The 24,824-nt window shown below is 68.9% G+C and carries 28 protein-coding genes; 4 read left to right on the top strand and 24 right to left on the bottom strand.

Going from position 1 to position 24,824, the window contains the following annotated elements; translation table 11 throughout:
- Positions 1-5 precede the first annotated feature (5 nt).
- From NBRGI_RS01635 to NBRGI_RS01615, 4 genes are all read right to left on the bottom strand, one after another.
- Entirely contained in the window at positions 6-611 is a 606-nt protein-coding gene (locus tag NBRGI_RS01635; RefSeq protein WP_029892465.1) for a response regulator transcription factor, read from the bottom strand.
- Positions 608-1,762, bottom strand: coding sequence for a sensor histidine kinase (locus NBRGI_RS01630; RefSeq protein WP_081877878.1), 1,155 nt, complete (start codon positions 1,760-1,762; stop codon positions 608-610). The genes NBRGI_RS01635 and NBRGI_RS01630 overlap by 4 nt, the downstream gene beginning before the upstream one ends.
- Before the next feature lie 279 nt (positions 1,763-2,041).
- Positions 2,042-3,367 carry a lipopolysaccharide biosynthesis protein RfbH gene (gene rfbH, locus NBRGI_RS01620; RefSeq protein ID WP_051727417.1) on the bottom strand — a complete coding sequence of 442 codons (1,326 nt, stop codon included), beginning with the start codon at positions 3,365-3,367 and terminating at the stop codon, positions 2,042-2,044.
- A 3-nt stretch (positions 3,368-3,370) separates the two neighbouring features.
- A complete protein-coding gene (locus tag NBRGI_RS01615; protein ID WP_051727416.1) occupies positions 3,371-4,279 on the bottom strand; it encodes an NAD-dependent epimerase/dehydratase family protein in 909 nt (302 codons plus the stop codon).
- 120 nt (positions 4,280-4,399) lie between these two features.
- Between NBRGI_RS01615 and NBRGI_RS01610 the strand changes: the two genes are divergently transcribed.
- Genes NBRGI_RS01610 through NBRGI_RS01600 form a run of 3 tightly spaced genes read left to right on the top strand, consistent with a single transcriptional unit; the run spans position 4,400 to position 6,653 of the window.
- Positions 4,400-4,855, top strand: a complete 456-nt coding sequence (locus tag NBRGI_RS01610) for a DUF1772 domain-containing protein (protein WP_235210817.1) — start codon at positions 4,400-4,402, stop codon at positions 4,853-4,855.
- Positions 4,852-5,877 carry a methyltransferase gene (locus NBRGI_RS01605; RefSeq protein ID WP_029892460.1) on the top strand — a complete coding sequence of 342 codons (1,026 nt, stop codon included), beginning with the start codon at positions 4,852-4,854 and terminating at the stop codon, positions 5,875-5,877. Before NBRGI_RS01610 ends, NBRGI_RS01605 begins: the two co-directional genes overlap by 4 nt.
- Positions 5,874-6,653, top strand: coding sequence for a tyrosine-protein phosphatase (locus NBRGI_RS01600; RefSeq protein ID WP_051727414.1), 780 nt, complete (start codon positions 5,874-5,876; stop codon positions 6,651-6,653). Before NBRGI_RS01605 ends, NBRGI_RS01600 begins: the two co-directional genes overlap by 4 nt.
- Here NBRGI_RS01600 and NBRGI_RS01595 read toward each other — a convergent pair.
- Together NBRGI_RS01595 and NBRGI_RS43295 are read right to left on the bottom strand one after the other, a co-directional pair.
- A complete protein-coding gene (locus tag NBRGI_RS01595; RefSeq protein WP_036557007.1) occupies positions 6,612-7,097 on the bottom strand; it encodes a hypothetical protein in 486 nt (161 codons plus the stop codon). The genes NBRGI_RS01600 and NBRGI_RS01595 overlap by 42 nt on opposite strands.
- Before the next feature lie 52 nt (positions 7,098-7,149).
- Positions 7,150-8,664 (bottom strand): HNH endonuclease signature motif containing protein, encoded by a 1,515-nt coding sequence (locus NBRGI_RS43295; RefSeq protein WP_063726213.1) that lies wholly within the window; start codon positions 8,662-8,664, stop codon positions 7,150-7,152.
- 159 nt (positions 8,665-8,823) lie between these two features.
- On the opposite strand from NBRGI_RS43295, the gene NBRGI_RS01585 reads away from it, so the two are divergent.
- Entirely contained in the window at positions 8,824-9,261 is a 438-nt protein-coding gene (locus NBRGI_RS01585; protein WP_029892456.1) for a VOC family protein, read from the top strand.
- Positions 9,262-9,289: 28 nt separating this feature from the next.
- On the opposite strand, the gene NBRGI_RS01580 is transcribed toward NBRGI_RS01585, so the two are convergent.
- The 18 genes from NBRGI_RS01580 to NBRGI_RS01495 form a co-directional block, all read right to left on the bottom strand.
- Positions 9,290-9,709: a hypothetical protein gene (locus NBRGI_RS01580; protein WP_029892455.1), complete on the bottom strand. Its 420-nt coding sequence runs from the start codon at positions 9,707-9,709 to the stop codon at positions 9,290-9,292.
- Positions 9,710-9,849: 140 nt separating this feature from the next.
- Positions 9,850-11,052 carry an aminotransferase class I/II-fold pyridoxal phosphate-dependent enzyme gene (locus tag NBRGI_RS01575; RefSeq protein WP_081877876.1) on the bottom strand — a complete coding sequence of 401 codons (1,203 nt, stop codon included), beginning with the start codon at positions 11,050-11,052 and terminating at the stop codon, positions 9,850-9,852.
- Positions 11,049-12,230, bottom strand: a complete 1,182-nt coding sequence (locus NBRGI_RS01570; RefSeq protein ID WP_029892453.1) for a glycosyltransferase — start codon at positions 12,228-12,230, stop codon at positions 11,049-11,051. The genes NBRGI_RS01575 and NBRGI_RS01570 overlap by 4 nt, the downstream gene beginning before the upstream one ends.
- Positions 12,230-13,393 carry a nucleotide disphospho-sugar-binding domain-containing protein gene (locus NBRGI_RS01565; protein ID WP_029892452.1) on the bottom strand — a complete coding sequence of 388 codons (1,164 nt, stop codon included), beginning with the start codon at positions 13,391-13,393 and terminating at the stop codon, positions 12,230-12,232. The genes NBRGI_RS01570 and NBRGI_RS01565 overlap by 1 nt, the downstream gene beginning before the upstream one ends.
- Before the next feature lie 12 nt (positions 13,394-13,405).
- The gene (locus NBRGI_RS01560) at positions 13,406-14,137 is read right to left on the bottom strand and encodes a VC0807 family protein (RefSeq protein WP_029892451.1); all 732 of its coding nucleotides are present in this window, start codon (positions 14,135-14,137) and stop codon (positions 13,406-13,408) included.
- Positions 14,134-15,339 (bottom strand): FAD-dependent oxidoreductase, encoded by a 1,206-nt coding sequence (locus NBRGI_RS01555; protein ID WP_029892450.1) that lies wholly within the window; start codon positions 15,337-15,339, stop codon positions 14,134-14,136. The genes NBRGI_RS01560 and NBRGI_RS01555 overlap by 4 nt, the downstream gene beginning before the upstream one ends.
- A gap of 48 nt (positions 15,340-15,387) precedes the next feature.
- Entirely contained in the window at positions 15,388-16,344 is a 957-nt protein-coding gene (locus NBRGI_RS01550; RefSeq protein ID WP_029892449.1) for an amidohydrolase family protein, read from the bottom strand.
- The gene (locus NBRGI_RS01545; protein WP_051727413.1) at positions 16,341-18,782 is read right to left on the bottom strand and encodes a PEP/pyruvate-binding domain-containing protein; all 2,442 of its coding nucleotides are present in this window, start codon (positions 18,780-18,782) and stop codon (positions 16,341-16,343) included. Before NBRGI_RS01545 ends, NBRGI_RS01550 begins: the two co-directional genes overlap by 4 nt.
- A gap of 2 nt (positions 18,783-18,784) precedes the next feature.
- On the bottom strand, positions 18,785-19,105 hold the full coding sequence (locus NBRGI_RS01540) for an antibiotic biosynthesis monooxygenase family protein (protein WP_029892447.1): 321 nt from the start codon (positions 19,103-19,105) through the stop codon (positions 18,785-18,787).
- A complete protein-coding gene (locus NBRGI_RS01535; RefSeq protein ID WP_029892446.1) occupies positions 19,102-19,452 on the bottom strand; it encodes an antibiotic biosynthesis monooxygenase family protein in 351 nt (116 codons plus the stop codon). Before NBRGI_RS01535 ends, NBRGI_RS01540 begins: the two co-directional genes overlap by 4 nt.
- A complete protein-coding gene (locus NBRGI_RS01530) occupies positions 19,452-20,183 on the bottom strand; it encodes an SDR family NAD(P)-dependent oxidoreductase (RefSeq protein ID WP_029892445.1) in 732 nt (243 codons plus the stop codon). Before NBRGI_RS01530 ends, NBRGI_RS01535 begins: the two co-directional genes overlap by 1 nt.
- Positions 20,184-20,211: 28 nt before the next feature.
- Positions 20,212-20,697: a DUF1772 domain-containing protein gene (locus NBRGI_RS01525; protein WP_029892444.1), complete on the bottom strand. Its 486-nt coding sequence runs from the start codon at positions 20,695-20,697 to the stop codon at positions 20,212-20,214.
- A complete protein-coding gene (locus NBRGI_RS01520; protein ID WP_200882103.1) occupies positions 20,697-21,212 on the bottom strand; it encodes an SRPBCC family protein in 516 nt (171 codons plus the stop codon). Before NBRGI_RS01520 ends, NBRGI_RS01525 begins: the two co-directional genes overlap by 1 nt.
- On the bottom strand, positions 21,209-21,487 hold the full coding sequence (locus NBRGI_RS01515; protein WP_029892442.1) for an acyl carrier protein: 279 nt from the start codon (positions 21,485-21,487) through the stop codon (positions 21,209-21,211). The genes NBRGI_RS01520 and NBRGI_RS01515 overlap by 4 nt, the downstream gene beginning before the upstream one ends.
- 50 nt (positions 21,488-21,537) lie before the next feature.
- Positions 21,538-22,776, bottom strand: a complete 1,239-nt coding sequence (locus NBRGI_RS01510; protein ID WP_029892441.1) for a beta-ketoacyl synthase N-terminal-like domain-containing protein — start codon at positions 22,774-22,776, stop codon at positions 21,538-21,540.
- Positions 22,773-24,038 (bottom strand): beta-ketoacyl-[acyl-carrier-protein] synthase family protein, encoded by a 1,266-nt coding sequence (locus NBRGI_RS01505; RefSeq protein WP_029892440.1) that lies wholly within the window; start codon positions 24,036-24,038, stop codon positions 22,773-22,775. The genes NBRGI_RS01510 and NBRGI_RS01505 overlap by 4 nt, the downstream gene beginning before the upstream one ends.
- Before the next feature lie 2 nt (positions 24,039-24,040).
- On the bottom strand, positions 24,041-24,451 hold the full coding sequence (locus tag NBRGI_RS01500) for a cupin domain-containing protein (RefSeq protein WP_226887399.1): 411 nt from the start codon (positions 24,449-24,451) through the stop codon (positions 24,041-24,043).
- Complete coding sequence (locus NBRGI_RS01495; RefSeq protein ID WP_029892438.1) at positions 24,448-24,771, bottom strand: TcmI family type II polyketide cyclase; 324 nt, start codon at positions 24,769-24,771, stop codon at positions 24,448-24,450. Before NBRGI_RS01495 ends, NBRGI_RS01500 begins: the two co-directional genes overlap by 4 nt.
- Positions 24,772-24,824: the final 53 nt, after the last annotated feature.

Below are 24,824 nucleotides of genomic sequence, written 5' to 3'. Positions count from 1 at the left end.
CGCGCTCACAGCCAGCCGTTGTCCTCCGCGAATCGGATGGCCTCGATCCGGTTGCGCGAGCCCGTCTTCGAGATCGCCGCGGTGATGTAGTTGCTGACCGTGCTGACCGACAGATGCAGATGCGCGGCGATCTCCGCGACCGTGTCGTGCGAGCGCGCGGCCACCAGCACGTCGCGTTCCCGTTCGGTCAGCGGGTTGTGCCCCACCGACATGGCGGCGCGCAGCTGCTGGTCCTCGATGAGCATGCGGCCCGCGACGACCTCGCGGATCGCCTGCGCGATATCCCCGACCGGCGTGTTCTTGGTGAGGTAGGCCCGCACGCCCGCCTCCAGCGCGCGACGCACATAACCGGGACGCTCGAAAGTGGTCAGGATCATCAGCAGCGGCGGTTCGGGCCGCCTGGCCAGTTGCTCGGCGAGCGCGAGCCCGCTCTCCTCGCCCATCTCGATATCGAGCAGCACGACGTCGGGCTGGGTTTCCTCGACCATCTGCGGTACGCCTGCCGACGAGCCGTGGTCGGCGACGACCGTGAGATCGGGCTCCAGCTCGAGCAGCGTGCGGATGGCCCCTCGCAACGTTGCCTGGTCCTCGACCAGCGCCACACGAATCATGCCGACGATTCTGCCGGTCGGTCCGCGGGCAGCGGCACCGACACCGCGAGCCGGAAGCCGCCGTTCGCCGTCGGTCCCGCGGTCACCGTGCCGCCCAGGCCGCGGGCCCGCTCGGCCAGGCCGAGCAAACCGTGCCCGCCGCCGGTGGACGCACGGCCGAACAGCTCGTCGTTGTCCACCGTCAACTCGACCGCGCGCGGCTCGTCGTGCACCCGGACCGTGATGGCGCACCGGCTCGCGTCGGCGTGCCGCAGCACGTTGGTCACCGCCTCACGCACCACCCAGCCGAGCAAGGTGTCCACCTGTTCATCCCATACCCGTTCGGGAATGCGCACGGTGAGCCCGTCGCGCAGTAGGGCGAGGCTCTGTTCGGCGCGTGCCACCTCGTCGGCGAGGGTGGTGGCCCGGTAGCCGCGCACCGCCTCCTGGACCTCGAGCATGGTCTGCCGGCCCACCTGCTGCACCTGCGCCGACGCCGCCGCCGCGGCATCCGGATCGATATGCGCGAGCCGTTGCGCCAGTTCGGCTTTCACCAGCATGGTGGCCAGGCTGTTGCCGAGCAGATCGTGCAGATCCCGCGCGATCCGCAACCGTTCGTCGCCGACCGCGGCCGCCGCCATCGCCTGCCGGGTCGCCCGCGATTGCATGATCTCCAGCAGCAGCCTGCCGCGCAGCACCGCGATCATGCCCGCACCGAAGACCACCAGCGCCGCCCCGCCCTGGCCGAGGACCGCCCAGGTGAGGCTGCCGACCGCGAGCACGCCCAGCACCGAACCGAACACCAGCGGTAGCAGATTGACACACGCGACCGCCGTGAGCATCAACGCGACCACCCAGGACGTGCCGAACGCGGCGGTACCCGCACCCGCCACCGCGGCCATCGCCGCGAGCAGCCCCACCCGGAAACCCATCGGACGCCCTGCCATATCCGACTGACTCCAGACGAACAGCGCGCCGAAGCCGGCGACCGCGCCTCCGGATGCCGCCAAGCGGCCCACCGGCCACGTGCTCGCCTCCCACAGCGGCAACGCGAGCGCGATCAGCAGCACATACATGCCGCCGGGCCCGGTGTCGCCCACGCCGACACCCAGGTTCCAGATCCGGCGGCGTACCTGGACGACCACTGCTTTCGCGCGATCAATCGGTCGCATACCGCGAATCTACCGGCCGCGATCGCCCTCGCGCGGGACCGATAGCGCCGATAGGAGAAAACTCCGCTCCGATTGCGGATCTTCCTCCATTGTCGCGCACCGCTCGCGCCGCCGATACTTTCCGGAGTCGATCATGTTGTCCAGCAGGAGGTACGGATATGAGCGGGCCGATGCAGGGGCTGATTCTGGCCATTATTCTGATCACCTTGTTCGTCATTTCCCAGATCATTCAGCGGCGGCGGAAGCAGAACCGCAAGGACTGAGCTCACAAACCCGGCGTCAGCGGACCCGATGGACCGGGCGGGTGGCGAATTCCCGGATGACGGTGACCATATAGTCGATCATCTCGTCCGTCAGCCCGGGATAGACGCCGACCCAGAAGGTGCGCTCGGTGACGATGTCGCTGTTGGTCAGGCGGTCCGCGATGCGATGCGGCGCGTACCGATAAGCGGGCTGGCGCAACAGGTTTCCGGCGAACAGGAATCTGGTGTGGATGTTGCGCGCGAGCAGGTGGTCCACGATCGCGCGCCGGTCGAACGGCGCGTCCTCGGCCACCGTCAGCACGAACCCGAACCAGCTCGGCTCGCTGCCCGGCGTCGCGTGCGGCAGCAACAGCCAGGGGACACCGGCGAGCCCGTCACGTAACCGGGTCCAATTACGCCGCCGCGCCGCCACGAATTCCGGCAATTTACGCAATTGACTCAGGCCGAGTCCCGCCTGGATATCAGTGGTCTTCAAGTTGTAGCCGATGTGGGAGAACACATACTTGTGGTCGTAACCCGAAGGCAGCGTGCCGAAATCCTGGTCGAACCGTTTGTGGCACCGGTTGTCCTCCCCCGGCTCGCACCAGCAGTCACGGCCCCAATCCCGCATTGATTCGACGAGTTTGGCCAGTACCAGACTGTCGGTGAGCACACAGCCGCCCTCGCCCATGGTGAGGTGGTGCGCTGGATAGAAGCTGACCGTCGCGAAATCACCGAACGTCCCGGTGGTCTGGCCCTGATAGGTGGACAGCACCGCGTCGCAATTGTCCTCGATCAGGAAGAGTTCGTGTTCCTCGGCCAGCTCGGCGATCTCCGCGACCGGGAACGGATTGCCGAGCGTGTGCGCCATCATGATCGCCTTGGTGCGCGGGCCGATCGCGGCCCGCACCCGGTCCACCGTCGTGTTGTAGGTGCCCAGTTCGATATCGACGAACACCGGCACCATGCCGTGCTGCAGGATCGGGTTCACGGTGGTCGGGAAGCTGGCCGCCACGGTGATCACCTCGTCGCCGGGTTTGAGCGCGCGCTCCTCCAATTCCGGGGTGGTGAGCGTCGCGAGGGCGAGCAGGTTCGCCGACGAACCCGAGTTGGTCAGATGCGCCCGGCGCACGCCGATGGCCTTCGCGAACAATCGCTCGAAACGCAGCGCGGTCGCCCCGGAGGCGATGCGCAGCTCCAGCGCCTGCTCCACCAGTGCGACCCGATCGTCGGCGTCCAGCACCGCCCCCGAACTGAAGATCGGGGTCACGCCCGGCTCGAAGATCGGCGGCCTGCGACGGTGGTGCAGTGCGCGCACCAGTTCCAGGACATCGTCATCCGCCGGTATCGGCTCACTAGGCACAGCTCATGTGTTACTCGCACCGGTTCGAGCCTCACTGGTGTAGCGCCAGAGCGCCCGCAGCGCGTCGTCGAGACCGAAACGCGGCGCCCAGCCCAAACACCGACGGGCCTTCTCGATCGAGATCGGCGGCGTACCGGCCGCCGCCCGCGGCGAGCCACCGCCGCCGGTAGCCACCACCTGGACCGCCACACCGCTGATGTCGATCAACCGGCGCACCGCGAACTCGACCGGCACCGCAGCGCCCGAAGCGATATTGACCACCTCGACGCCCGGCGCCTCGATTGACACGTTCGCGGCCGCGAGCACCGCCGCGCCGAGATCGCGCAGATCCAGCACGTCGACCGTGCCACGCAGCGCCGGTAGTTCGAGCACATGCGGCGCGGCGGGATCTGCGGGCGGCGTGGCCAGCCGGTGCGCTACCGAGCCGAGCAGACCGGCCCGCGGCGCCCGCGGGCCGACCACCGTTGAGCAGCGCAGCACGACACCGGAACCCAGCCAGTGCCGCATGGCATCGGTAGCGGCGAGTTTGGTTCGACCGTAAGCGGTTTCCGGACGCTCCGGCGTCGACTCGTGCACCGGCCCCGCATGTCCCGGGCCGTATTCGTACACCGAGCCGAGCTGCACGACCCGGACAGCGCGCGTCTGCCTGCTCACCGCCTCTAGCAGCCGTTGCACCAGCACGGTATTGGCGGCCACCATCTGCTCGTCGGTCACCTGCCACAGCGCTCCGGCGGCGTTGACGACGACGTCGGCGCCGGACAGCAGCTCGGTCAGCGCCGCGATCGGCTGGGCCGGCCCATCGATTTCGGTGCGCCCGAGCGGCACCGACCGGAACCCGTGCGCGGCGAGAAACTCACCGATGCCCCGGCCGAGATACCCCGTGCCGCCGATCACCACCGCCGTTCGCGTCACCGCCGCCTCCGCTTCTGCTGTGCGGTGATCGTGTCCGCCCGCGATCGAGAACGATCGGAGCGCGAATCCAGTGGCGCTCGAGACACCCCTGTCATGGTGTGGTCTGCGAAAGGAGAAACCGTGGTCAGGGTTGTGGCGACTGTCGTGGTGGTGCTCGGCAACGGAGTGCTCGCCGGCGTGCTCGTTGCGGTGGCGATCGGGTTGGTCCCGATGTTCGCCGCGTTACCGGCGCCGGATTACGTGCGGGTGCACACGCTCGCCGGACGATATTTCGACCGGATCATGCCGCCGATGGTGGTGTGCAGCATCGCCGCGGACATCCTGCTCGCCGTCGACACCGACTCGGCAGTGGCCAGGCCGCTGTTCGCCGGCGCCGCGCTGACCCAGCTGGGTGTCTCACTCGTCTCGCAGTTCGGCAACGTGCCGCTGAACCAGCGGACCCGCGCCACCGACCCGGCCGCCATCCCGCCCGGGTGGGACGATCCGCGGGCACGCTGGCGCACCCTGCATCTGCTGCGCACCGTGCTCGCCCTCGTCGCCCTGCTCGCCAACGCGATCGCGGTGGCCCTGCGATGAGCCTGCCCGAACTGCGCGACGCCGCCGCCATCAAACAACTCGCCAACGCCTTCTGCCACGCCAAACTGCTACTCACCGCACACGAGGTCGGCGTGTTCGACTGGCTGGCCACCAACGGGCCCGCCGACGCGGACCGGATCGCCGCGGGCACCGCGCTGCATCCGCGCGGCGTCGGTGACCTGCTGCGTGGCCTGACACTGCTCGGCTTGCTGGTGCAAGACCCTGCGGGATACCGGAATTCGCCGCTCGTCGCGCGGACCCTGGTGCCCGGCACGCCCGAGTACCTCGGCGGCTTCCTGCGCCGTGCCGACCACATGCTGTATCCGACCTGGGGATCGCTCGACGCCGCGCTGCGCACCGGAGCGCCCCAAGCGGCCGGCGCAGGACCGGACGCTTTCCTGCGCATGCTCGACGATCCGAAACAGCGGGCCCAATACCTGCGCATGATGGATTCGGCGTCGACGCCGGTCGCGCACCGGCTCGCCGACGTGGTGGACTGGTCGCGGTACCGGACGGTCGCCGATATCGGTGGCTGCCGGGGCAACCTCGCGGGCATCTTGCTCGCGCACCACCCGCATTTGCGGGCAACGGTTTTCGACCTCGCGCCGATGGGCCCGGAACTCGACGCCCACCTGTCCGCGCAGGGCGTCGCCGACCGGGCGACGTTCGTCGCCGGCGACTTCTTCGCCGATCCGCTGCCGGAAGCCGACGTGCTGATTCTCGGTCACGTGCTGCACAACTGGTCGAGTGCCGAGCGAGCGAAGTTGGTCGACAAAGCTTTTCAGGCCGTGCGGCCGGGCGGGGCGCTGCTCGTCTACGACGCCATGTATACCGGCGAGCCCGCCGATCTGGCGCGAGTGCTGGTGAGCCTCAACATGTTGCTGGTCACCGAGGGCGGCTCCGAGTACCCGGTGGCCGAGGCCGTCGGCTGGCTCACCGCCGCAGGGTGCACCAGACATACCGCGGTGCCACTCGGTGGCGCGGACACGTTGGTGATCGCACAGAAGGATGCCGAGCAATGATCGAGAACGGCCGCGGGCCGCTACTGAACCGGCGAACAGCGTTGCGGCTCTTCGCTGCCGCGGGCCTCGCCACCGCCGTCACCCGCACACCCGCCCGGGCGGCACCCGAATCGTTCATCGACATTTCGCTGAATCTCCGGGACATCGGCGGATACTCGGGCGCCGATGGCAGGCGGATCGTCACCGGTGCGGTATACCGTTGCGCCGCACTGTCCCAGGTGACCGATCAGCAGTTCGCGGTATTGACCGAGTTGCGACCACATTCGGTCGCCGATCTGCGCTCCACCCAGTCCCGCGCCATCCACGGCCCCGACCGGCTGCCGCCCGGCGCCGTCCCGATTCTCGCGCCCGTCGGCGATCCCGATCCCGCGCCGCTGAAGAACAAACTCGCCCAACCGGCTTCGGACACCCTCGCCGAGTTCCGCAGCTACGTGACCTCCACGTCCAACCGGGCAGCCTTCGGCCGGGTACTGAACACGCTGTCGGCCAGTGGGCGGTCCGGCTATCTCTACCACTGCAATTCCGGCACCTACGTCACAGGTTGGACGACCGCCACCCTCATGACCCTGCTCGGCGTCCCCCGCCCCGCCGTCGACAGCGAATTCCTGCTGTCCAACGAGGCGTACGGCGCGATCGTCGCGCGCACCGAATACCTCGACGCCGCCTTCGACCAAATCCGCGTCTCCTACCAGAGTTTCGACAACTATGTCGCCGAGGGCCTAGGGGTGAGCGGATCAGCGATAGCGCGCCTGCGTGAGGTTCTCCTCACCCACTGACCGCCTCTGGATCCGCCGGCCTGCCGCCGCCCGCACGCGGCGGGTGCGTCCCCTGTCGGCGAGCAGCGCACGGATCGGTGGGCAAGAGACGATCTCGGCGGCTCTGCGTTGAAACCAGTCCGAAGCGTCGAGGATCTCCTCCGCGGTCCACGCCTGCCCGGTACTGACCGCACGCAGCAGGGTCCATTCACGAAGACGCCGGGCCGCGAAAGCGCGGCCAGCGATGACCTCGGCGACGCGTGCGGCCCAGTCCGGAAACGCTTCGTCGGTCAGCAGCCGCGCGGCCCTACGGTCGATGTGGTGGACGATCGCGGACTCCGCCATGACAGTATCCGGATCTTCGAGAACCACACCCATCGTCGCGAGCTCGGTCTGCGCGGACGTTTGTGCCAGCTCGTTCAGGTAGCGGGCGTATCGGAGGTGCTCCGCCGGTTCTGGTGACATCTGGACTCCAGTAGTACCACGCCCCCGCCGATCCTCACCACGACTTTTCGGCCTACACCACGGCCGGTAGTGACGTGGTGGGGGCAGGTGGGAGTGGGCGCTCTCGGCGGGATAGCCAGGCGCGGTGGGCGCGGCGTTGGCGGGTGTCGCGGTCGTGGAGGTAGGACAGGGCTTGGGCGAGGAGTTCGCCGGGGTGGTGGCGGTGGTTGACGCGCGGGGTGCGGGTCGGGTCGATGTGGGCCGGGGCGATCCAGGCGGTGCGGCCCGCGTGTGCCGAATCGCTGCCCAGTACAACCGTTTTCCAGCCGTTCGGGCCATCGTTGACCATGGCGTGGCAGCGGTCGCAGGCGAGCGTCAGGTTTTCGATATCGGTCTCGCCGCCTTTGGCATACTCGGTGACGTGGTGGATCGCGCACAGCGCGGCGGGCGCGTCACAACCGGGACGGGAGCAGCCGCGTACCGACGCGATCAGCGCCATCCGTTGTGCCGGAGTCGCAAGGCGTTTCGCGCGTCCCACGTGCAGCGGCATCCCCTTGTGGTCGAACACCATCAAGAATGGTTGCGCTTGTTCGGCCAGCGCGAGCGCTTCCGACATCGGAACGATGCCGCCCGTGGCCGTAGTCGCCACTCCGGCCGCCTTTTCGACATCGTCGACGCTCATGGTCAGGATCGCCGCGACGGGCAGACCGCGGTGCGAGCCGAGTGCGTCGACTCGCACGCCGGGGCTGAGCAGAGCGAGCAGACCGTCGTGGGTGCGTTGCGCGGCGGTTCTGGTGTCCCGCGCCGCGGCGGCGACCATCGCGTTCCGGTCGACGTATTCGCAGTCACCGAAGGGGCTTTCGGGATCTTCCGGGTTGTTCATGCCGGGGCGGGCGCATTTGGCCATGACGGCGTCGAGGAGTCCGCGCAGGGTCGGGGTGATCTCGCCGTGGATGGTGGACATGCCGTCTGGGCGCTGCGACCCTATCGTGATGCCGCGCATACGCTGGCGGTCGCGGTCGGCGGTGAGGTTTCCGTCAGGGTCGAGGTGCGCGAGAATCGCTTCACCCACCGCCGGAATATCGTCGGGGGAACCGGTGCGTGCGAAATCCGCCAGAATCTTTTCTGCCGCTTCCCTTTCGGTGCCTGTAGCACCATACGGGATCCGCTTCATCACGGCCGCGATACGCGTAGCGTGCTCGCTGGAAATCTCACCGTCGGATTGCGCTGCCGCAGTATGGAACAGCTGCGGGTCGTACGAACCGCCGTTGAGATCATGCCAAGTGCCGAGACTGCGCGCCGCAGCGTAACGGCGTGCGGCCTCGCGACTGGACAGCCGTAGCGTCTGCATCAAGAATCGTTTCGTGTCTCCCGCACCGACATTCGCGGGTATCGACCGTTCGGTAGTCTCGACGATAACCCGATGCTTCACCGCCTCGAGCTTACGCGTCACGCATTCGAGGCCACCCAGCAAATCAGTAATCTCATTGTCACTCAACGCCGTCAAACGCATACCGAGCAAATCGGAAACGGCATCCAGCAGCGGTTGCACCACCCGCGTCGCCGGAACTTCCCCCTCCGATTTCATAACCAAATTCTACCCCATCCCACCCCAAATTACCCACCCCAAAAATCATCCTCACACACGTATTATTCAGCGCTACAACCAATTCAAGCATGAACCGAAAACTCAACTCAGCACTTCGAGCGAGCCCCCGCCGCTCCCCACCTCAGTAACATGCAACGCATGCCCATCAAACTCGAGAACATCGGCATCACCGTTCGAGACCTCGAAGCAGCAATCGCCTTCTTCACCGACCTCGGCCTCACAGTCGTCCACCGCGGCACAGTCAGCGGCGAGTGGACCGACACCGCCGTCGACCTCGACGGCAACCACGCCAACATCGCCATGCTCCAAACCCCCGACGGCAACGGCAGCCTCGAACTCTTCGAGTACCTCCACCCCGAAGCGATCGAAACCCAGCCCACCCGTCCCAACGAGATCGGCATGCACCGCGTCGCCTTCTCCGTCGACGACATCGATAAGGCTTTGGCGACAGCCGCAAAACACGGCTGCCACCCCCTCCGAGGCGTAGCGACCTACGAGGACCTTTACAAACTCACCTACGTCCGCGGCCCCAGCGGCATCATCGTAATGCTCGCCGAGGAGCTGAAGAAGAACTGACGTCTGACCCGCTCCCCATCCTTGCCGATCAATTCTTCACGGTTATCGGAACAAGACGCTCGTTGACAAACCACTCACAGGCCGATTCACCACACTGCTTGGCTTTGATTTTTGTCGATCCGGAATACTGTGGACTCCAGGTGATGTCCGCAACGTAACGCCCACGATCAGCGATGATCCGCGCACCTCCCCCGCCGATCTCCTGCCCATACGTACTGTCGAACATATTGAAGAAGAACACGAACCCATAGGTGGTCAGCTGCCCGCCCATCACTGCCCTGACGATGTAATTCCCACCCACCCGAAGATCGTTGGGATCAACCGCATTCCCCGTGAAGTCCGAGAACTCGATCCCCTGCACTTCCGCCTGCGCGACAGGCGTCCCGACCGATATGGCCGCCGCTACGGAGATCACCAAGATCCCCAGAGCGCGAAGTATCTTCGTCATAGAGTACCCCCTAGAGCTCGGCACACAACTACCCGAGGAACGAATTGCCCTCGCAGACAGTTGTTTTCACCCGGCAATGACGGTACCGAAATATCGGCCTTTCAGTCAAGGACTGGAACCGCCGCGCAGACCGATCACACCTACGCCGCCCGCCCACTACTACCCATCGCCGCGTGGATGTCGAAACCGTTGGCGGCGATGAAACCCAGCAGCTCACAGATGCGGGTGATGTCGCGAGGTTCCAGGTCGGCGCCGGTGGGGAGGACGAAGGTGTCGCGGGCGACGCGGTCGGTGCCGGGGAAGGCGCGGTCGGTTCGGTACGGCGCCATGCGGTGGCAGCCAGGGTAGAAATACCTTCTGGTGTAGACGTTTTCGGCGGCCAGGAGGGCCAGGATGTCGTCTCGGGTCACGCCGATGCGTTCGGTGTCGCAGTCGACCACGAGGTACTGGTAGTTGCTGCGCTGGGATTCGTCGATGTCCAGCAGGCTCAGCCCGTCGACGCCGCGCAGCCCCTGCCGGTACCGGTGGTAGTTCTCCCGGTTCCGGGCGACGAAGTAGTCCATCGAGTCCAGCGAGGTCAGGCCCATCGCCGCCGCGGCTTCGCTCAACTTCGCGTTGGTGCCGACCGACACCACGTCGTCGCCGCTGGAGATGCCGAAATTCTTTAGACGACCCGCCTTTTCGGCTAGCTCCGGGTCATCGGTGACCAATGCCCCGCCCTCGAAGGTGTTCACGAACTTGGTCGAATGGAAGGAGAACACCTCGGCGGTGCCGAAACCACCGATCGGCCTGCCCGCGTAACCGCAGCCGAACGCGTGCGCCGAGTCGTAGATCAGCGCGAGCCCGTGCCGGTCGGCGACGTCCTGCATCGCCTCCAGCGCCCGGGGCCGTCCCCAGATGTGCACGCCCAGAATGCCGGTGGTGTCCGCGGTGATCAGTTCTTCGACGCTGCGCGGGTCGGCGCTGCCGGTCCAGGGGTCGACATCGCAGAACACCGGCGTCACCCCGAGCCAGGCGGCGGCGTGCGCGGTGGCGGCGAAGGTGAAGGCCGGCACGATCACCTCGCCGCGCAATCCCGCTGCCTGCACGGCCAGTTGGAGCGCGGAGGTGGCGTTGCAGGTGGCGACGCAATAGCGCGTGCCGGCGAGTTCGGCGACGCGGCGTTCGAATTCGCGGCTGAGTTCGCCGCCGTTGGACAGCCATTTGGCGTCGAGCATCCGATCGAAGCGATCGAACAGCACGGCCCGGTTGCCGATATTGGGCCTGCCGAATACCACGGGCGATTCGAAAGCCGGTGTGCCGCCGAACATCGCGAGGTCGGCGCGGCGCTGTTTGGTCGTCACAGAAGAGCCTCCAGATCGTCGAGCAACACGTCGACCCCGGGCAGGGCGTGGATCTGGCGTTGCAGGCGGCGCGCCGAGCGGCGAAAGCCCGGCTCGGTCAGGGTTCGAGTACAGGCCAGCGCGATCGCGTCGGCCGAGAGTTGTTCCAGGGGAACGACGGTCGTGGTCCCTGTCGCGGCCGCCTGCACCGCGTTGTGCCGATGGTCGTCGAGTACCGGGATGTTCACCATCGGCACGCCGAGCCGCATCGCCTCCTTCATGCTGTTCAGCCCGCCGTGCGTGACGAACAGGTCGGCGCCTTCGAGCATCAGCGGCTGATCCACGAACTCCACCAGCCGGACGTTCGACGGCAACGCACCGAAGGCCTCGGTCTTCCCGCCCGAGCCGACGGCGAGGACCGCGGTGCAGTCGACCCGTCCCAGGGCCTCGATCACGGTGCGGACGAACGCGTCCGCACCGGGCAGGCCGTAGACGATGGTGCCGAACCCGGCGAACACGAACGGGCGATCCAGGTCGAGTTCGGCGAGCCAGCCAGGCAACCGGTCGCTCTGGAATCCCGCATTGGGATGCCGGTAGCACCGGGTGTTGGGCAGGATCATCTCCGCGGCGGAGTATTCCGGCGGCAGGAAGTTGGCGTGCAAATAGTGGTACAGCCGCGCGCCGCCGGGGTCGGGCGGCAACCCGAACCGAAGCCGCCCCTCGTCCAGCGGCGCGGCCAATTCGGCACCGGTCATCGCCTCGACGCCGCCGAACGAGGCGATCGAAACATGGGGAATGCCCAGCACTTCCGCGGCCAGGTAGCCGCCGAGTTCGTCCAACTCGCGGATCACCAGATCCGGTTTCCACTGCTCGGCGAGCGACAACAGATCCGCACAGGTGGCCTGCCCCATATGGCCCGCGAAGCCCTGAGACATGCGGCGGCCGAGGACCCGGAACACGTCGGCGGCCGCGGCGAAGTCCAGTTCGCTCAGGTTCGCGGGCAGCCAGCTCGCCACCTCCGCGCGCCAGTCGTAGCCGCCGACCAACTGGGGCAGCCCGTAGGCATCGATCTCGGCGGTCTGCGGCTGCGGCGCGAGCACGGCCACCTCGTGACCCCGGACGCGCGCGGCCCTGGCGATCGGCACCAGCGGGCGCAGGTGCCCGCTGGCCGGTTGGGTGGTGAAGACGATGCGTGCCATCAGCGGGCTCCGGCCAGCTCGGCCAGTGCGTCGACCACGTGCGCGACCGGGGGCTGCGCCCGCATCTCGTCGCGCAGCCGCTCGGACCGCACCCGGAATTCCTTGTCTTCCAGCAACTGCCGCACCTCCTTGCGTACCGCGTCGGGTTCCAGGGCGCCGCCGAACAGCCACCGGCAGGCACCGGCCGCCGCGAGCTGCTCGGCATTGGCCACGTGGTCGGTGAACAGCGGCGTGAGCAGCTGGGGCAGCCCGTAGTGCAGCGTGGTCATCAGCGCACCGCCGCCGCCCTGATGGATGACCAGGGCGCAGTCGGCGAGCAGTAGATGCAGCGGGGTGGGGCCGAGGAAGGCGACCGTCTCGCCGTCCTCGGTGAACGCCGGTGCGGCAGTGGCATTCGCCAGCACCAACGTCTCCACCCCGAGTCCCGTCAGCCCGGACAGTACCTGGTCGACGAACGGAATCGCCCGTCCGGCAAGCTGTTCGACCGCGCTGCTGCCCAGCACGCAGACCCGGGGCCGTCGAGGCTGCGGCAGGCCGACATCCGCAGCCGCGACCGGTCCGTTGAAGGGAGCGAACCGAATCGGCAGCGTCCGCACCCCGGTGTCGTATTGCAGCGACGCCGGGCAGGGATCGACGGTGGCCGCGCCCAGCGTCTCCACGGTGTCCAAGCCGAGCTCGGCGCACAGTTCTCGCAGTGCCTCCGGCTCGAATTCCCTTGTCCGATAGGTGTAGTCGATCCCCCAGATATGCCGGACGGCCGGAATGCCGAGCACCGCGGCCACCAGCGGTCCCGCGTAGGTGGTCGGATCGAACACGATCAGATCCGGTTGCCAGCGCCGGGCGAAGGCCAGCAGCGGCCCTACCGCGCGCTGCGCGATCACCCGGTAGGTAGCGACGTTGCCCGCACCCCAGTGCCGAATATCGTGCCAGCGCACCGGCCCGTCCTGATCGACCAGCCAGCTGAAGTACTTTCCGGCCTGGGCGTGCAGGTCGACATCCTCGCCGACGACGACAGCGGTCAGTCCCGTCTCGCTGATCGCGGACGCCAATCCGGCGGAACTGGCCACCACCACCTCGTGCCCGCTCGCGCGCAGACTCCAACCGAGTTGCACCAGCGGAGTCAGATGGGATCGCCACGCCCACGTGCAGATGATGACGCGCATCCACTCCCCCTCTCAGGCTTCGGCGATCGGGTCGCGCTCCGCCGCAACCGAAGTCCGCGCGAAACTGAGTTCGCGGACCGGCACGTCGACACCGCCGACCGGTTCGCGGCGCAGCGCCGCACGCAGCGGTCCGGACAACCGCACGGTCGTGCAGATGAGGGCCGGCAGCGTGATCAGCGTCGGCAGTTGCCCGGCGAAGACGGCGACGTCCAGCGGCGTGCTGTAGATGATGACCACCCTGGCGATCGCCGAGATGATGAACCCGACGCCCCAGAGCAGATTGATCAGCCGCAGCCGGCCGCGGAATTGCGCGTCGTGCGCCCAGCCCCCTTCCCACGCCGCCACCAGCCGGGGTTCGCCTTTGGTCACGAACGGCGCCACGACGTCGAAAACCACTGCGCGCCCGACGTAGTTGGTGATCAGCCCGTACACGCCGCCGACGAACGGCATCACCGCCGACTTGGCCAGCACGAGCCGCGGGTCGCCGGTGATGAACACCAGCAGCAGCGTGGCGAGCAGCATCACCAGGATCATCACCGAGAACGCGTTCACCCGGCGTTCGGTGCACACCCGCCACACAGTGCGCAATCCGGCCACCACCGCGCCGATCGAGAGCGCGATGACCGGCGAGACTCCGAACACGAGGTGCAGCACCACGAAACTGACTACAGGCGCGGCCATGTCGAGTGCCATCGGTGCGGCCGCGGCGAGCGCGGGATAGCGTTTGCTGACTGTCGGGCTCATCGGGCGCCGCCTTCCACCAGAGGTCCGGTCCGGAACAGTTGTTCGGACCCGTGCAGCGAATTGCGCACGGCCGCATAGCCGTAGTCCCGCATTTCCGCCTCGTATCGGCCGATCGCCGCGACCGGGTCCACGCCGTCGACCAGGGCCAGCGCGAGATGCTCGCTCAAGCCCGCCGCGTCGCGCAGTGCGGTGTTGGCGCCGATCCCGCCCACCGGCGCGGTCGCGTGAATGGCGTCGCCGAGCAGGGTCACCCGGCTGGGCGACCAGTGCACGCCGGGTTCGGTGACCCGGATGGAGAGGGGAAAGACCTCCTCCACCAACGATTCCGCCATGATCCGGCGCAGCAGGGGGCTCCAGTCGGTGGTGTGTTCGAGCGCCAGCGCGTGCAGCTGCGCGGGCGTGAGCGCGAAGAAGGCCGACTCGTCGACCCCGAAGACCTCTCGCGGCGCGACCAACGTCCACTTCAGGTAGCTGCGCACCGGATCGATCGCGCTGCCGGGCGCGAACCGGCGCACCGCCTCGCCGATCTCGGTCTGCGGTTGAAAGATGCCGCACGCCAAGGTTTTCGGCCCCGGAGCCAGTACCGGGCGGGATCCGCCGAACAGTACGGGCGGCACCCAGGAGAGGTTGTCCAGATCCAGATTCATCTGGCCGTAGATCGCGCGCAGCCCCGTGTCGAGCAAGCCGACCTCGGGGAGCAACTGTCCGCGCACCGCGGATCCGATGCCGTCCGCGCCGACCAGAACGTCGGCCACCCAGGTGGTTCCGTCGGCCGTGTGCACCCGCACCCGGTCGCCGGTCTCGTATCCGACCACGGCGGTGTCGAAGTGGACGTGGTCGCCGAGCCCGGTCAGCAGGATCTGACGCAAGGTCTTGCGATTCACGACGGTGCTGGCCCGCGCGGGATCGACAGGTCCCCCGGGATGCTCTACCGAGAAGATCTCGTGCAGTTGCTCGTCCAGCCCGATGCCGCGGGACATGTAGAGCGGGTTCGCGGTGGCCATGGCCAGCTCGTAGAGATTGTCGGGCAGGCAGGCCGCCAGGGCCGCGCGCCCGTGCGCGTCGATGCGCAGCCGCAGACCTTGGAACCGCGCGTGCGCGGACGGGTCGCGCTCGAGCACGGTGGCCTCGATCCCGTTCTTGCGCAGCCCCTGGGCCAGGCACAGTCCGCCGACGCCGGCGCCCGCGATCACCACATGCATCAGCTTCCAGTTCCCTTCGCTCGGCCGGACATGGTCATACGGTGCCCGCTACTGTTCGGACATCACTGGATCCGGACTCGGAGCCGCGCTGGCGGCCCAGCCGGTGAACAGCCGCCGGGCGGCCCGCTCCCCGGCTGCCGCCGCGCCGGGCAACCGCGCGTACTGCTCTTCGAGCGCGCGGCCCGCGGCGGTGACGGCGGCGTGCGGTGCGGCGCACCAGTCGGTCCCGAACAGGATCCGGTCGGGCGGCACCGTGGCGAACAGGCCGGGCAGCGCCGACGGACCGGCCAGCGCGGTGTCGTAGTAGAAGCGCCCCAGCTGTTCGCGGATCCGGACCGGATCGGCGCCGAAGAAGCCGTGCGCCAGCGCTTCCACCCGGAACGCCGCGTACGGCAGGAAGCCGCCCGCGTGCGCGAGCACGAACGAGATGTTCGGATAGCGGTCCAGGGCATCCGAGAGCACCAACCCGATCGCGCCCCGCGTCGTGTCGAGCAGGAAATCGGCGAGCACCGCGGGCACCGACGAGCCGGCCGAGTCCGGCGGCATCATCGGATGTACCAGGACCACCGCACCGCGGCGGTCGAGTTCGGCGAGCACCGGCTCGAACAGCGCGTCACCGAGATAGTCGGACCCGGAGTGCGGGATCAGCACGAACCCGTCGGCACCCAACGTCTCACGCGCATACTCGATCTCGGCCAGTGCCGCGTCGATGTGCGGGATCGGCAGCGCGGCAAGCAGACCGAACCGCCCTGGGTGCGCGGCGGCGAACTCGGCGACGGCCTCGTTGGCTTCCCGGCAGAAGAACTTCGCGGTCTCGGCGTCCGGAAGATATTCCACCGGAATGGGATTGGAGATCACTGCATAGTCGATGCGTTGTTCGGCGAGCACCTCGAAGGTCTCGGCGAGGGTCCACGGAATCTTGAACGGCGCGCCCATGCGGCGCATCAGCGCGGCGATCCGCGGCACGATGGCGTGATGGTGGACGTCGATGCGACCCGGTGTCATCGCACGACTCCGCCGTCGGCGTCGAGCACCCGCACCACCCCGGCGGTGCCGTCGACCTCGACCAGTTGGCCGTCCCGCAGCCGCTCGGTCGCGCCCGCGGCCGCCACGACGGCCGGTATGCCGTACTCGCGGGCGATGATCGCCGGATGCGAGAGCAGGCTGCCTTTGTCGGCGATCAATGCGCCGAGGCTGGGGAACACCACCGACCACTGGGCGGTGGTCTCCGGGCACACCAGCACATCGCCGGCGCGAATCTTGCCGAAGTCCGCGGCCCCCAGCACTATTCGAGCGGGCCCACGGTACTTTCCCGCGGCAGCGGCGACACCGGCCAGCGTGCCGTCGGCGGCGACCGTGTCGCCGCGTTGCGCGCCGAACAGGCTCATCGACCAGGTCGCGATGTCCATGACATGGGACGCGGCCGCCGAGGGCGGCGTCATGCCGGGTTCGAGCACCAGCGGCCGCGGCGGTGTCCCATAGTGTTCCGGCCCGGGGTGCGTGGCCGCCCACAGGTGTCTGCCGCGTCCGTCTCGCACGCTCGCGGTGCGATCGCCGGTCTCGGTGAGCGAGGTCAGCGCGGCGTGGTGGTCCAAGTAGAAAACGTCGTCGACACGCTCGATCACGCTGCGCGCGACCAGCCTTCGGCCCAGGTCCAGGACGGCATAGCGGACCAAAGCCCACGCGGACACCGCTAGATAGACCTTCTCGTCACGCACCGGCGCCACCGCTTCGGCCGCCGCCACGGCCCGGTGGAACTGCTCACGCTGCTCGGCCGAGGCGTCGGCGAGTCCCGCCGCTGCCGTGTCCAGCGCCTTGTCGATCCGCGCGCGCAACGCCGCTTGTTCGCGCTCGAGGTCGAACGGCGCGTCGATCTGTGCGAGCACCAGGTTCAGCAGTATCTCGGGCTGTTCGGCGAAGGTCGGCTCGGCGAGCTCGAATCCGAGGGTGCGATGGCCGTGCGCGCGGACGTAGTCGGCGAAGGCCGCCGCGAACTCGGTGTCGATCTGCGGCAGCCGGGCGGCGGCCTCCCGGGTGCCGGCCGTGAGCGCCTCGCGCACAGCGGGTTTCGTGGCGGCCAGCCGGGCGAGGGCACCGAGCCCCACCGCCGCCGCCATATGCGCTCCGGTCAACCCGCCACGCAGGGACAGGGTTTCGGCGGCCGACCAGCCGAGCAGTTCCCCGGCGAGCACACCCAGTTGCCCGTTGAGGCAGACGCCCGCGCCGGTGAGCCGGAAGTAGGCCATGTGCAATTCGGTGAACAGCTCCAGTAGCGCCGCGAAATGCGCACGGAAGGCGGCGTCGTCCAGTTCCGGCAGGGTGAACGACACCGTGCGCAGTGCCGCGATCCGCTCGGTGAACTCGCGTCGCTGCGTCGAATGCCACTGGGCGACAAGCTGCTCCGGTGCGCCCTCGGCGAGCTCATCCGCGATCCGTTCCAGCCGCTCGATCAACGCGGGCATCGTGTCCGGCGGCGTCGTGGTGTAGATCCAGCCGCCGATCGCGTGCACCGACAATTGGTTTCCGGTGGTGAAGGCGAACACACCGGGTGCGGCGGCCGCGAACACCGGCAGGAAGATAGACTCCTGCACGGGCGTCCACGGCGCGCTCACCCGCGCGTCGCGCACCGAGAACCCCTCGGGCACCACCACCGGAATCGGCACCGGTGCGACCGCCGCGGCCGACGTGGTGATCGGCCGCGCCTGCACGAGCCACAGACCGGTCTCGTCGAGGGCCCATTCGATGTCCTGGGGCGCTTCGAATTCGGCCGCCACCCTGGTGGCCAGTGCGGCGATCTCGGCGGCCTCGTCGGGGGTCAGACTCGCTGCGCCGGTGCCGGAACGCAACGTGGCCTGCCCGTCCCGCACGGCCCATTCGTCGGCGACGGCGGAGCCGTCCATCAACTGTTCGGCGAGACCGGACACCGCGCTCACCACGGCCTCGTCCGGATCGCCGGTCACCGGGTTCACGCTGAACGCCGCGCCCGCCGCGCGCGCCTCGACCATGCGCTGCACCAGCACGCCCATCCGCGGCGTCAGCTCGTCGGCGTCGGCCGAGCCGCGGTACACGGCGACCCGTTGTGCGCGCGCCGAGCGCCAGCAGGTGTCCACGGCGGCCAGCACGGCATCGATCCCTTTGACGCCGAGGACCGACTCGTACTGTCCCGCAAACGATTTGCCCGCGAGATCCTCTTCGATACCGGAGGACCGCACGGCGACGCCGACCCCGTTCGCGTCCAGCTCCGCCAGCGCGGTCGCGATCTCCGCGACGAGTTCGGGCACCGCCGCGGCGCTCTCCCCCGCCGTCGCCGCCTGCCACTCGATCGCGAAACCATCCGGCACCGGATAGCCCGCCCGTCGTAACCGGGCCAGGACGGCGGCTTTTCGGCCGACGCGCTCGGTGTCGCCGAGATCCAGCTGCGCGAACGCGATGACGTTGGCCACGGCTACTCCGCTCCCGGTGCTCGATGCGCGGCGGCCACCTCGAACACCTCGAACACCTTGCCGCGCGAGGCATCCTGATACGGCCGCAGCGGCGAGGTGGCGCCGCGATGCGATAACCCGTGCTCCCAGTTGCGGAAGGCGGCGAAAGACTCCCACTCGCTCAGCACCGCGCCGCTGTCGCCCGCGCCGCGCAGCAGTTCGTTGCCGAGCAAGCCCGGCGTGCCCGCCAATTCGGTGCTGATCCGGTGGTATGCGTCGGTGACCGCCGCGGCGTCGGCCTCGGTGATAGTGAGGTACACCAGCACTCGAACGTGTCCGGTCACGGCGCGGTCCCCTGCCGGGCGGACGCGGCGCCGGTCAGGGCGTGCAGCACCGTGGCCACCGCCATGGAACCCTTGCTGCGGTACGGGTGCAGCCGGGCGCGGTGGTGCAGATGCTGTTCGCTGCGCTCGTAGACCCGGAACGATGCCTCGTCCACCCAGTCGCTGACGATGTAGTACACCGCCGCCTCCTCGGTGCTGCGGGACAGCCACTGCCCCAGGTTGGCCGGTTGATCGGTGATGATCGAGGCGCCGTCGAGCCAAGCCTGCTCGAACGCGGCCTCCTGCCCGGGGATCACCTCCATGCGCAGCATCACCCGGAACACCGTGCCCGCGATCGTGTCGGTCATCAGATCCCTCCGTCGACGTGAATGGTCTCGCCCGTGACGTACGCGGCGCCGTCACCGGCGAGAAAGGCGACCACGGCCGCGATGTCGTCGGTCGTGCCGAGCCGGCGCAGCGCGGTCATCCCCTCGTAGCGCGCGGTGACCTCGGCAGGTAGTTCGACCTCGGTGGCGGTGACGCCGGGCGCCACCACGTTCACCCGGATACCCTGCGGCCCCAGCTCTTTCGCCAGCGACCGAGTCAGTCCGATCAGCCCGGCCTTGGCCGCGGTGTAGTGCGCGCGCAGCGGGATGCCGACGGTGGCGACGCGGGAGCCGATATTGATCACCGACGCACCGCGATCCAGCAGCGGCAACACCTGCTGGGTGACGTGGAAGGCGGCGGTCAGGCCGGTGTCGAGGACCCGATGCCATTCCGCCAGCGGCAGTTCCGCGAACGGCACGTGGCTGATCGCGCCCGCGTTGTTGACCACCACATCGAGCCGGCCGTAGCGTTCCCGGCAGGTCTGCGCCAGCGCGAGCACCTGCTCGGGGTCGGTCACGTCGGTCAGCATCAGGTGATGGTCGCCGCCGATCGCGGCGAGTTCCTTCGCCAGCACGTCGACGTGGTCTCCCGGCGTGTGATAGCAGGCGATGACCTGCGCCCCGGCCTCGGCCAGGGTCTTGGTGATCGACGCGCCGATACCGCGCACGCCACCGGTCACCAGCGCGGTCTTGTTCGCCAGTGCTTGCCCCATCTCGACTCCTCTTGTACTCGGGCCGGTTTCACCCGGCGAGCGCGGTGGTCAGCACCGCGACGACGAAAGCGGTCAGGGCCGAGCCGGTGCGCACGACATTCCAGCGCCGCCAGCGCCTGCGCGGGTCGCGGTCGGCCCAGTCCACGGGTTGATGCGCCGGATCCAGGCCCGCCACATAGCGATTCACCGGCAGGTTCTTCGTCACGGAGATGCCGACGGTGCACAGCAGCAGCGCCGACGCGATCGCGAAACCGGAACGCGCCATGGCGGACTCGTCCAGCACGACCGCGTGCACCAGATACGCCAGCAACGCGGTGATGTTCAGCAGCGGCATGGCCGGATCGAAACGCGGCCACATGAACCGCACCCCGCTGACGTACTCCCGGTAGGACTGCACGCCCTGGTAGGGCGCGACACCGATCACCGTGGCGAGCATGATCCCGGTCCCCAGCCCGTTCGCGGCGAGCCCCGCCGCCAGCAGCAACGCCCCCGCCGGGCCCGTGGACGCGGACATCAGCCCGCGCCGCCCGCGGTATGGCGTGCCTCCAGGATCTGCTTGATCCGGCGCATCTCCCGCGGCGAGTTGACGTTGATCCGTTCGGCCATCTGCTCGTCGCTGATCGGCGCGGTCGGCTTCAGGCGGAAGCGCTGGCTCCAGCGCATCCGCACCCCCTCCGCGTCCGGCGTGTATTCCCAACGCAGGTACATGAATTCGAACGGCCCGGTCTCCACCCGCCTGGCATGTACCACACCGCCGTCGGCGTCGAGCAGTCGTTCGGAGACCCAGCTCCAGACCGCGCCGTTCGGATCCGGGTGCATGGTCAGCCGGAAGCGCACGTAATCCGGTCGCTGTTCCAGTATTTCGACCGCCGCGTACTCGCTGAACAGTCCGGGCCACGCGGACACGTCGTTGGTGTCGGCCCAGACCAGCTCCAGCGGCGCGTTGATGACCACCGCGTTCTCGGTGACCACGCCGCCGGTGGCCGCGTCCGCGAAGACCGCGCCGATCTCGACGCCGTCGGTGCTCATTGCGGCCGCACCGGGACGAGTTCGGCGGCGAGCTGGGCGTTGACCGCCGCCACCAGTTCCGCCGGGGTGCTGGTGCCGACGACCTGGCCGTCCTCCAGCCGCACCCCGAACCGGCGCCGGATCAGCGCCTGGGTTTCGATCAGCGCCAGCGAATCCAGGCCGAGTTCTTCGAACTCGACATCCGCGATGTCGCCGGTGGTGTCGAACTCCTCGTCCAGTTCGCCGAAGGCCTGGACCAGAATCGGTCTCAGATCGTCGATCGTGAACTCTGCCATCGTCGTCCCTCCTGTTAGCTGTGCAACGAGATATGTTGCGGCCGTGCCGTTCATGACGGCCCGGCCAGCACGAGTGCCGCGGCGAAGCCGCCGTGGCCGCGGGCGAGCACCACCGCGTGCCGCAGCGGGCGCGACCGTGGTCCGTCCACCACCAGGTCCAGCTCGGGGTAGGCCGAACGGATCGCACCCGGCGTCGGCGGGATCGTCTGATGCCGCAGGGCGAGCAGTGCGGTCGCCACATCGAGCGCCGAACCGCCCGCGTACAGCCGCCCGGTCAGGGTTTTGGGCGCGGTCACCGGCACCGCACGCCGGCCGAACACCGCGGTGAGCACCGCCGCCTCGGCCGCGTCCAATTCCGGCACGGCCATCGCATCGGCGAACACCACGTCCACCTCGTCCGGCGCACAACCGGCATCGGCCATGGCGCGCACCAGCACTCGATGCAGTCCGGTGCCGGTCGCGGGCGTCGCGTCGAAGGCGGCGGCGTAACCGGCGATCCGGCCGTAGCCTGTCGCGCCGCGCGCGGCCGCCGCGGCGGCGGGCTCCACGGTGAACATCGCGCCGCCTTCACCGGGGACGTAGCCCGCGGCCGCCGCATCGAAAGGCAGATAGCCCCGCTCGGGATCGGTTGCCGTACTGAGCAATCCACTCGCGAGCTGGCACGAGTAGGCGTAGGGGGACAGCGGCGCCTCGGTGCCGCCCGCGAGCATCAGCCCGGTGCCGCGGCGCAACTCCCGGCGGGCCTGCCCGAGCGCGTCCAGTCCGGCCGCCTGCTCGGTCACCACGACCGAACACGGTCCCTTCGCACCGTTGCGGATCGAGATCTGACCCGTGGTCGCCGCGTAGAACCAGGCGATCGACTGGTACGCGCTCACCTCGGCGGGCCCGCCGGTCCACAGGCGCGCGATCTCGCGCTGACCGAATTCGTTGCCGCCGGAGGAACTCCCGGTGACGACGCCGACGGATTCGCCCGCCGTCGCGGCCGGTTCGATACCGGCGTCGGCGAGCGCCGCCGCCGTGGCGGCGAGCCCGAAGCCGGTCCAGCGGTCGGTCTGCACCGACAGACGGCGCGGAATATGCTGCTTGGCAACGAATTCGGCGACCGGCGCATGCAGCACGCTCGAGTAGCCCGCGTCGCGATACTGCGTGCTGACCTGAATCCCGCTGGCGCCCGCCAAGCAGGCCTGCCAGTGCGCGTCCGCGCCGATCCCGGTCGGTGCGATGACACCGATCCCGGTCACCACCGCGTCGGCGGTACGCGGGCGCGCAACGGCCAGTTCGACGTTCATGCCAGCGCCCCCACATCCGACAGCACCATCGCGGACTGGAAGCCGCCGAAACCGCTGCCGACGGTGAGCACCGAGCGCAGCCGCACGTCGCGGGCGGTGCGCGGCACATAGTCCAGGTCGCAGAACGGGTCCGGCTCGGCCAGATTCGCCGTCGGCGGCACCACCTGATGCCGCAAAGCCAAAGCGCAGGCCGCGATCTCGATCGAGCCGATGGCGCCGAGCGAATGCCCCACCATCGATTTGATCGAGCTGACCGGCACCCGGTACGCGTGCGGTCCGAGCGCGCGCTTGAGCGCCATGGTCTCGTGCCGATCGTTCTGCTGGGTGCCCGAACCGTGCGCGCTCACATAGTCGACGGCGGTCGGGTCCAGCCGGGCGTGGTCGAGCGCCGCGCGGATCGCGCCGGCCAGCTCCAGCCCGTCCGGCCGCAGCCCGGTCATATGAAAAGCGTTGGCCCGCCGCGCTTCTCCGGGCAGGGCACAGTAGATCTCGGCACCGCGGCGCCGGGCCCGCCCCGCGGTCTCCAGCACGAACATCGCCGCGCCCTCGGCCAGCACGAAGCCGCTGCGGCGCCGATCGAACGGCCGCGAGGCGCTGGCGGGATCGGCGTCGTCGGCGGTGGTGGCCAGGATGGCGTCGAACGACGCGGACGAGATCGGCGAGATCGGGGCCTCGGTCGCGCCGACCACCGCGACCTGCGCCGATCCCTCCCTGATCAGTTCCGCGGCATGGGCGACCGCGTCGATGCCCGCGGTGCAGCCGGTCGAGATCAGCGCGCTCGGTCCGCCCGCGCCGACCGCGCGGGCGACCTCGGCGACCGTCGCCGACGGCACGAGATAGGAGTAGCCGTGCGGGGACAGCGTCCGGGGATCGACCACCCAGCTCGCGCCGGACCCGCTGATCCCGACGAACTCACGTTCCAGGCTGGTGGTCGCCCCCACCGCGCTGCCGATCACCACGGCGGTCTCCGCGGCGCATTCGGCGAGTTCCAGTCCGCTGTCCGCGACCGCCTCCGCGGCGCTGACCAGCGCGAACTGGGTCATCCGGTCCAGGTCCGCAACGCGGCGCGGGTCCAGACCGTGCGCCGCGGGATCGAAATCGACCTCGGCCGCGATCCGCGAACGGAAGCCCGAGGCATCGAACAGCGTGATCGGCCGGGTCGCGGTGCGGCCGTCGACCAGCAGCTGCCAGAAGTCCTTGCTGCCGATTCCGCCGGGCGCCACCACCCCGAGTCCGGTGATCACCGGCGTGCGCTCGTCCATGATCAGCCGGACACTTTCGGCTGCGCGGCGTCCGGATCGGGCAGCGGCTCGGTATCGACATGACCGAGTGCGGGTTCCGGGGCCAGCGGGGCCAGCTGGAACACGGCCTCGGCCGGCGCCGAGCCGTCGTTCTGCACCCGATGCCGGACGCCGATCGGGACGAAAACCGCACTGCCCTGGGCCACCTCGACCGGCGCGCCGTCCAGCAGCACGGTCAGCGAGCCCGCGACGACATAGAGGAACTCTTCCGAATACGGGTGATAGTGCTCGCTGACGAACTCTCCCGGCGCGAGCCGCAACACGCCCAGGAAACCCGCGGTCGACTCGACCGTGCGCGGGCTCAGCAGCACCCGCAGGTCGCCCCCGCGCCGGGCATTCGGCGCGATATCGGCCGCCGCCACCACCCGCGTCACGGCCGGGTCCACTGGTAGAAGGGCCGGGCCATCGCGTCGGCCGGGCTGCGCCAGCTCGGCGAATAGGGCTGGATGAAGGGCAGTAGCCCTTCGTTGATCTCCTGGAACAGCGGATGGGTCCGCACCTCGGCGACCCGCTCGGCCACCGCCGCGTCGGCCTCGATCAAATGGAAATACAGGTCGTGGAAGGTGAACAGGGTGCGCCGCCGCACGCCCACCAGGGCGGGGAGTTCGGTCTGGTCCGAGCGCGCGAACAACTCGGCGACCTGCTCGCTGTCCCCCGGTCGCATCCGCGCCACGATCAGACTGAGCTCCGACATCTCGACCTCTCCTCATGTTGCTCAACTGGCCCAATGAGATTCGTGGACTCTGG

The sequence above is a fragment of the Nocardia brasiliensis IFM 10847 genome (assembly GCF_000710915.1).
GTDB lineage: Bacteria > Actinomycetota > Actinomycetes > Mycobacteriales > Mycobacteriaceae > Nocardia > Nocardia brasiliensis_A.
This window is presented reverse-complemented; position numbering and strand designations above follow the sequence as displayed.

What these genes read in the sequence shown, in the direction of transcription:
- NBRGI_RS01495 (WP_029892438.1), bottom strand. Translation starts at nt 24,771, where the DNA reads ATGTCGGAGCTCAGTCTGATCGTGGCGCGGATGCGACCGGGGGACAGC.
- NBRGI_RS01585 (WP_029892456.1), top strand. Translation starts at nt 8,824, where the DNA reads ATGCCCATCAAACTCGAGAACATCGGCATCACCGTTCGAGACCTCGAA.
- NBRGI_RS01525 (WP_029892444.1), bottom strand. Translation starts at nt 20,697, where the DNA reads ATGTCCGCGTCCACGGGCCCGGCGGGGGCGTTGCTGCTGGCGGCGGGG.
- NBRGI_RS01595 (WP_036557007.1), bottom strand. Translation starts at nt 7,097, where the DNA reads ATGTCACCAGAACCGGCGGAGCACCTCCGATACGCCCGCTACCTGAAC.
- NBRGI_RS01530 (WP_029892445.1), bottom strand. Translation starts at nt 20,183, where the DNA reads ATGGGGCAAGCACTGGCGAACAAGACCGCGCTGGTGACCGGTGGCGTG.
- NBRGI_RS01535 (WP_029892446.1), bottom strand. Translation starts at nt 19,452, where the DNA reads ATGACCGACACGATCGCGGGCACGGTGTTCCGGGTGATGCTGCGCATG.
- NBRGI_RS01630 (WP_081877878.1), bottom strand. Translation starts at nt 1,762, where the DNA reads ATGCGACCGATTGATCGCGCGAAAGCAGTGGTCGTCCAGGTACGCCGC.
- NBRGI_RS01505 (WP_029892440.1), bottom strand. Translation starts at nt 24,038, where the DNA reads ATGGACGAGCGCACGCCGGTGATCACCGGACTCGGGGTGGTGGCGCCC.
- NBRGI_RS43295 (WP_063726213.1), bottom strand. Translation starts at nt 8,664, where the DNA reads ATGAAATCGGAGGGGGAAGTTCCGGCGACGCGGGTGGTGCAACCGCTG.
- NBRGI_RS01555 (WP_029892450.1), bottom strand. Translation starts at nt 15,339, where the DNA reads ATGCATGTGGTGATCGCGGGCGCCGGCGTCGGCGGACTGTGCCTGGCC.
- NBRGI_RS01580 (WP_029892455.1), bottom strand. Translation starts at nt 9,709, where the DNA reads ATGACGAAGATACTTCGCGCTCTGGGGATCTTGGTGATCTCCGTAGCG.
- NBRGI_RS01570 (WP_029892453.1), bottom strand. Translation starts at nt 12,230, where the DNA reads ATGGCACGCATCGTCTTCACCACCCAACCGGCCAGCGGGCACCTGCGC.
- NBRGI_RS01635 (WP_029892465.1), bottom strand. Translation starts at nt 611, where the DNA reads ATGATTCGTGTGGCGCTGGTCGAGGACCAGGCAACGTTGCGAGGGGCC.
- NBRGI_RS01520 (WP_200882103.1), bottom strand. Translation starts at nt 21,212, where the DNA reads ATGAGCACCGACGGCGTCGAGATCGGCGCGGTCTTCGCGGACGCGGCC.
- NBRGI_RS01600 (WP_051727414.1), top strand. Translation starts at nt 5,874, where the DNA reads ATGATCGAGAACGGCCGCGGGCCGCTACTGAACCGGCGAACAGCGTTG.
- NBRGI_RS01550 (WP_029892449.1), bottom strand. Translation starts at nt 16,344, where the DNA reads ATGACACCGGGTCGCATCGACGTCCACCATCACGCCATCGTGCCGCGG.
- NBRGI_RS01510 (WP_029892441.1), bottom strand. Translation starts at nt 22,776, where the DNA reads ATGAACGTCGAACTGGCCGTTGCGCGCCCGCGTACCGCCGACGCGGTG.
- NBRGI_RS01560 (WP_029892451.1), bottom strand. Translation starts at nt 14,137, where the DNA reads ATGAGCCCGACAGTCAGCAAACGCTATCCCGCGCTCGCCGCGGCCGCA.
- NBRGI_RS01565 (WP_029892452.1), bottom strand. Translation starts at nt 13,393, where the DNA reads ATGCGCGTCATCATCTGCACGTGGGCGTGGCGATCCCATCTGACTCCG.
- NBRGI_RS01605 (WP_029892460.1), top strand. Translation starts at nt 4,852, where the DNA reads ATGAGCCTGCCCGAACTGCGCGACGCCGCCGCCATCAAACAACTCGCC.
- NBRGI_RS01515 (WP_029892442.1), bottom strand. Translation starts at nt 21,487, where the DNA reads ATGGCAGAGTTCACGATCGACGATCTGAGACCGATTCTGGTCCAGGCC.